A 6740-nucleotide genomic window follows, 5' to 3' on the forward strand; every position below is an offset into this window, starting at 1 on the left:
CACGCGGCCTCGGAGATATTGATGACGGTGGCGCCGAGGCGCACCGCACGCATCACCGCGGCCGCAAGCCCGGCCACCGACCCGTAGCCGCTGCCGACGGTGGCCGTTGGCTCATCGTCGGTGGTTGGGCGCGGCGGCGAGAAGGCGGTGCTCGACTGGCGGATCGAGATGAGCGATACGTCGGGGGCGAGGCCGACGAATCCGTCGGCCGCGTCGGCACGGGCGGCGATGAGACCGGCGACAAGCGTGCCGTGGGCATCGCAGTCGGTCAATCCACTCACCCCGGTGACGAAGTCGCCGCCATCCTCGACCCGCGGCAACCGGGGGTGCGGCGTCACGCCGGTATCGATGACCGCTACCCGCTGGCCGGCGCCGGTGCTGAGGCGATGTACCCGGTCGACGTCGAGTAGGGCCCGCACCGATCGGGTGGCCGCGGTGGGGTGGGCGACGACGACGGGCACGGCGCAGCGCGTCCGCTGCTCCGCACGCCCCGGCGTCGCGGCCTCGCCCGGAAGCGTCGAGGCGGCCGCCGGCGGATGGACCGCCGCCGCCGATGCGGCAGTCATCATCGCAATCGGAGCGGCTCCGCACAGGGTTGCGAAGGCAGAGACGACGACGTGGGTCAGTACCGGCCGGCTCACCACGCCTCCCGGATCATCCGGTAGAGGTCCAGCGCCCACAACAGCAGCGGCAGGAGGACGACTAGCAGCGCGTACTCGCCTAATTCGGCGGCGCGTCGTTGCAGCGGAGAAAAGGTGCGACCCGCGGACCATCCGCCGACCGCCAGCGCGATTGCGGCGACCGCGAGCGCGGCCAGCGCCGCGGTCAGCGGCCGAGACGGATGCTCCCCGAGGGCGGCGGAGACGATGGCGGCCGCAAGGAAGCCCACCAGCGCAGCAGCGCCCCCACCAGCCAGTGCGAGGGCCTGCAACAGGTCGGTGTGTGAGCGTCCGCGCAGCACGAGCGCGATACCGACGCCCACGGCAATGACGGCAAACCGCCAGTCCGGCGTAGCGAAACCGATAGTGGTCGCCGCGACGGCCGCGACGGCCGCGGCTCCCAGGCACAACCCGGTGAGACAGCCGCGGGCGTGCTCGGCGCGGCGGGTCAGCGCGGCGATATCGGGCAGCGCACTCAGCGATACCGCGTCGACAGCATCAATCGTCGGCAAGGGGGGCACCTCCACCGGATCAATCGGCTCACCCGGTGACGGAACGGGCGGCAGCGGGATCTTGGCGAGGAGGATAGTCAGGCGCGGTGCCGCGAGAACCAGCAGGAGAGCGGCGACGGCGGTCAGCGCCGCCACCGGTGCACGATCCATTCCGGAGCGACCAACCGCGGCGGCGCCAACGGCGAGGCAGCCCGCGGTGATCGCCGCGAGGTGCGTGATCGGCGCGACCCGAGTCAGGCGCAACGTGATGGCCGCGCAGGTGGTGGCTGCGACAACTGCGAGCAGTGCCTGTTCGGGACCTGCGTTTCCCGGCACCGCGATGAACCCGGCTGCCCCCGACAGCGCCGCCGCCATAGCGCAGAGGGCCGCCGGGAGGGGGCCGGACAGCTCAGTGAATCGTGCGCAGTACAGCGCGGCGACGAGCAGTGTCACCGCCCCGATGATGGCGACGGCCCCCGCTACGGCTTGCGCCGGCGCCGTCGCGGTGGCGCGCGTGACAATCAGCCCGGCAGCACCGGCGATCGTCGCGCAGCCAGCCACCGCGGCACCGAGGCGCAGCGCTGCCTCAGCTGTCCACGACCGGTCGCCGGTTGTCTCGGTCAGTGCGTCGAGAGTGTCGTCGATGAGAACCGCGGGGTCCTCGGCCGGCCCCTCCCGCAGCACGAGCCAGGTTCCGTCGTCGATTCCCGCGCCGCGCAGGGTTTCCTGCGGTGCGAGCGCATCCCGGCCGATCGGCCGTAGCGTCCACTCCAGTGTCGGGCCGGTGACGTCGGCCGGTCCGGCCAGCCGAAGCACCAGCTCGTCGAGGAAGTCGGTGATCGGTAGATCTGATGGCAGCCCGACGTCGATGCTCGACGTTGGTCCGGCCACGGAAACACGCGCCCATGCGGTCATGAATCATCCCCCCAGATGAAGCTCCCCTTCAGACGACGGTCTACCAGCCGGTGCGGTCCGGTGGCGACGAAACGGGAAAAAGTCCGGTTGTCGCGATTCGCGGCGGATCCCACCGTGTCGGCGCTACTGTCACGGGCGGGATCGTGCTCGGGGGAGCGCGGGACCGGCCGACGAAGATCTGGGGGGATCGATGGCTGATTCGACGCGCCTGTTTGTGCGGGAGGCCCGTCTCGGGCCGCCACCGGCGCCAGGCGGTGACGTGGATCTTGTTGCACCGCCTGAGGTTTCACACCCGGTTCCGGGTGGTCTGGCGGCCACGGCGCTGCCCGCGGTCATGGTTATCGCTGTCGTCGGCATGATCGCGCTGATGTTCGTCACCGGCGGCCGATCCGTCTTGGCAAACCCGCTGTTCCTGATGTTTCCGATGATGATGCTCATGTCGATGGTCGGCATGTTCGCCACCGGAGGTCGCGGCGGTGGCAAGCGGGCGGCGGAGTTGGGTGCCGAACGTCGTGACTACTTCCGATACCTCGCGCAGTTGCGCGGCCAGGTGGCCGCCACTGTCGACGAACAGTCGGCCGCGCTGCGGTGGTGCCATCCGGCGCCAGCCGCGTTGAGTCGGGTGGTCGGGTCGCGGCGGATGTGGGAACGCCGCCACGGCGATGGGGACTTCACTCATCTGCGCGTCGGTGTCGGCGCCCAACGACTCGCCACCAGACTCGTGCCGCCGGAGATGGCGCCCCCGGAGGACCTCGAACCGGTCGCCATGGTCGCGCTGCGCCGATTCCTGCGCGCGCACGCCGCCGTCCACCGGCTACCGATTGCGGTCTCGTTGCGCGGGTTCCCGGTGGTCGCCGTCGACGGTCCGGCCGACGATGCGCGCGGATTGGTGCGCGCGATGCTCGTCCAACTCGCCGTGTGGCACGGACCCGATCAGGTGCGGATAGCCGTGGCCGCAGCGCCGGACCGGTGGGTGCACTGGGACTGGATCAAGTGGCTGCCGCATTCCGCGCGGCCGGCCGATGGTGACGACGAGGCACGACCATTGGGCGCGGCATCGCTGCTCGGCGCGTCGCTGCGTGAGATCGAGACAGCACTGGCCCCCGAGTTCGCCGAACGCACCCGCTTCACCAGGGGTGAACCCGGGACCGGGGCGCGCCCGCACGTGATGATCGTGATCGACGGCGGTCTGGTGAGCGGCGACGAACGGCTGGCCGGTGACGCCGGCATCGACGGCGTCGCGATTCTCGCGCTCGACGGCACCTTGGGCGAGGTGGCTGCTCGACGCGGTATCGCACTGCAGGTCGCGGGGCCGGTCCTCGCCGCCCGCACCGCGGTCGGGCTCGAGGAATTCGCCGTGGCCGACCGGCTGACACTGGCCCAAACGACGGCGTGTGCGCGGCGGATGGCTGCATTCCGGCCGTCGACAATGCTCCCGGTGCTGACCGATCTGGGCGCAGACGGTCCGGCCGGCGATCCGGGACTGGCCGGGTTGCTCGACGTCGGAGACCCGCGCGCCTTCGACCCGCGGGTGCGCTGGCGCGGCCGAACCGGGCGGGAGCGGCTGCGCGTGCCAATCGGCTACGCCCCCGACGGTGGGGTGGTGGAGCTCGACCTCAAGGAGAGTGCGCACGGCGGAATGGGGCCCCACGGACTGTGTGTCGGCGCCACCGGGTCGGGTAAGTCGGAACTGTTGCGCACATTGGTACTCGCCCTGGTGGCGACCCACTCGCCCGACGAGCTCAACCTGGTACTCGTCGATTTCAAGGGCGGCGCCACCTTCCTCGGACTGGAGCGGACGAGGCATGTCGCGGCGGTCATCACCAACCTTGAGCAGGAGCTCTCGCTGGTGGACCGGATGGGCGATGCGCTGCGCGGCGAGCTGAACCGGCGCCAAGAACTGCTGCGCGCCGCGGGGAACTTCGCGAATGTCACCGAGTACGAGCAGGCACGTGCGAGCGGTGCCGGCCTGCCGCCGCTGCCGGCCCTGTTCGTCGTCGTCGACGAGTTCTCCGAGTTGCTGGCCCAGAAGCCCGATTTTGCGGAGCTGTTTGTGATGATCGGCCGACTGGGCCGGTCGTTGCACATTCACCTCTTGCTGGCCTCGCAGCGGCTGGAGGAGGGGAAGCTGCGCGGACTGGACTCGCACCTGTCCTACCGCATCGGCTTGAAGACGTTCTCCGCCAACGAATCCCGCTCGGTGTTGGGCGTTCCCGATGCCTATCACCTGCCGAGCGTGCCGGGGTCGGCGTACCTCAAATGCGATTCCGCCTCGCCCCGCCGGTTCAACACGAGCTACGTCTCGGGGCCGGTCCGCGACGAGGCGCTGGATGCGGTGGGCGCGGCGCCCGCCCGCCGCGATTCGGCGCGGGCCGGATGGGTCCTCGACTTCACCGCGGCTTCCGCCCCGTCGCCTGGGCCGACGATTCCGCCGACGGTGCCCACCTCCGTCGACGATCGGGCGGCGCGGCGGTCGGGGCCGTCGCTGCTGGACGTGCTCGTCGACCGAATGGCCGGCCATGGATCGTCCGCGCACGAGGTGTGGCTGGCCCCACTCGACGACTCGCCGCTACTCGGCGAACTTGCCGCGCCGCTTCCGGTGGAAGTGGCTGGAATAACGGGGTCCCTGCGCCTGCCCGTCGGCATCGTCGACCGTCCCTACGACCAGCGGCGCGAACTGCTCATCGTCGACGTGTCGGGCGCGGCGGGAAACGTAGCCGTCGTCGGCGGTCCACAATCGGGAAAGTCGACGGCGCTGCGCACACTGATCTGCGCGGCCGCGCTGACGCACACGCCCGCGCAAATCCAGTTCTACTGCCTCGATTTCGGCGGCGGCGGGCTCGTCGGGCTGGCGGAACTCCCGCACGTCGGATCGATTGCTACCCGCGCCGAACCCGAGCGCATCCGGCGAACCCTCGCCGAGGTCAGGTCGATCATGGCCAGGCGCGAAGAGGCTTTCGCCCGGCTGGGTGTCGAGTCGATGCGTGCCTTCCGGTCACGGTGCATTGACGAGCCGGGCGCCGTCGGCGGCGATCCGCACGGGGATGTGTTTCTCGTCCTCGACGGCATGGGGGTGCTGCGCGACGAGTTCGACGAACTCGCGGCCGACCTCGCCGCCATCGCCTCGGGTGGGCTGTCGTACGGCGTGCATATCGTCGTGACGGCGACACGATGGGCGCAGATCCATCCGTCGGTGCGCGATCTCATCGGGTCGCGAATCGAGTTGCGCCTCGGCGACCCGCTCGATTCGGAGATGAGTCGTCGCGCCGCTGAGCTCGTGCCCGTCAACCGGCCCGGACGGGGGATCACCGCAGAGGGGCTGCACCTGCTCGTCGCGCTGCCCGGACTGGCGGCCGATGCCGGTCTCGCCGGTCTCATCGAGGCCGTGGTGGACCAGCATCCGGGTCTGCAGGCGCCCCCGGTGCCCTTGCTGCCGACGCAGCTAGATTTGGCCGGCGTCAACGCGCAGTTCGCCGCCGCGGGCGTGGACCTCCCCGTCGGCGTCGTCCCGATCGGGGTCGGCGAGTCGGACCTGGCCCCGGTGCTACTCGACTTCACCGCCCGGCACCACTTGCTGGTCCTTGCCGATGTCGAGCACGGCAAGACCACCGTCCTGGCCACCCTCGCCTCGGGATTGGTCGCGGGAGCCGACCCGACGCAGGCCAAGCTCGTCGTCGTCGACTATCGCCGGACGATGCTGGGCCGCGTGCCCGACTCCCATCGGGCCGGCTACGTGAGCTCGGCGGCGTCGGCGGGCCCGATGATGGCCGAGCTCGCGACGCTCCTGGAGGGCAGGCTGCCGCCGGACGATGTCACCCCGGCGCAGCTCGCCGCGCGCGCCTGGTGGAGCGGCCCGGACATCTATCTGTTCGTCGACGACTACGACATGGTCGCGACGAGTAGCGCCAACCCGCTGCTGGTCCTGGTCGACCTGTTGTCCAGCGCCCGCGATATCGGCTTCCACCTGGTGCTCGCCCGCCGGTCCGGTGGTGTGTCGCGGGCGCTGTTCGACCCGGTGATCGCTCGGCTGCGCGACCTGTCAACCGACACGTTGCTGATGAGTGGGGATCGCGACGAGGGCTACATCGTCGGCCAGACGCGGATGTGTCGGCGCATTCCTGGGCGGGGGGAATTCGTCACCCGCGTCGGCAGCGAGGTCATCCAGGTGGCGAGCGAGTCATGAGCAGGGCGCTGGCGATCGCACGCAGTCACGCCGACGCAGGGGTGTCGGCGCTGCTCGTCGTCGCGAGCGACGGGCACGAGTGGGTGGCGCATCGCGTTGCCGGTGCGTCTGCGGAATCGGCCAGCACTGTGCTGCGCGGCGACCGGGCGACCGTGATCGGCCGATTGTCGGGCGCAGCCTCGGGAGTCGACCTCGTCGTCGTCGACGCCCCACCGCAATGGGCGCGTACCGCACTGCGCACGGTCGTCTCGGCAGTCGGCACTCCGCGGATCGTGGCCGTGGACCCAGCGCTACTGCAGCGCTTCGGCGCTCATCGCCCGCTTCCTCCGGTCGCGACGGCCGGGGCGGGGTTCGTCCATCGCCGGGCGCGACGATGGCCGGTGGGATTGGCGGCAGTGATCCTCGTCCTCATGGTTGCGGTCGGCGCGGGGCTGGCCCGATCACGCTCGCCATCGGCTGCCGCGACGATGGTCGGCGGGGTCCGGGTCGACG

At 70.8% G+C, this 6740-nt stretch carries 4 protein-coding genes; 2 read left to right on the plus strand and 2 right to left on the minus strand.

Translation table 11 applies throughout. From position 1 onward, the window contains the following. Positions 1-566, minus strand: a 566-nt coding sequence (locus B4M62_RS02755; RefSeq protein WP_290704833.1) for a S8 family serine peptidase, incomplete at its 3' end; no start/stop codon positions are given. A 71-nt stretch (positions 567-637) separates the two neighbouring features. Continuing rightward, positions 638-2065 (minus strand): type VII secretion integral membrane protein EccD, encoded by a 1428-nt coding sequence (gene eccD / locus B4M62_RS02760; protein ID WP_290704836.1) that lies wholly within the window; start codon positions 2063-2065, stop codon positions 638-640. A gap of 190 nt (positions 2066-2255) precedes the next feature. Between eccD and eccCa the strand changes: the two genes are divergently transcribed. Beyond that, positions 2256-6248, plus strand: coding sequence for a type VII secretion protein EccCa (gene eccCa / locus B4M62_RS02765; protein WP_290704839.1), 3993 nt, complete (start codon positions 2256-2258; stop codon positions 6246-6248). Beyond that, positions 6245-6740 (plus strand): hypothetical protein (locus B4M62_RS02770; protein WP_414651762.1); only part of this gene is annotated, 496 nt, incomplete at its 3' end. The genes eccCa and B4M62_RS02770, both read left to right, overlap by 4 nt.

It is taken from the genome of Gordonia sp. UBA5067 (assembly GCF_002414845.1).
GTDB classification, from domain to species: domain Bacteria; phylum Actinomycetota; class Actinomycetes; order Mycobacteriales; family Mycobacteriaceae; genus Gordonia; species Gordonia defluvii.

What these genes read in the sequence shown, in the direction of transcription:
- eccD (WP_290704836.1), bottom strand. Translation starts at nt 2,065, where the DNA reads ATGACCGCATGGGCGCGTGTTTCCGTGGCCGGACCAACGTCGAGCATC.
- eccCa (WP_290704839.1), top strand. Translation starts at nt 2,256, where the DNA reads ATGGCTGATTCGACGCGCCTGTTTGTGCGGGAGGCCCGTCTCGGGCCG.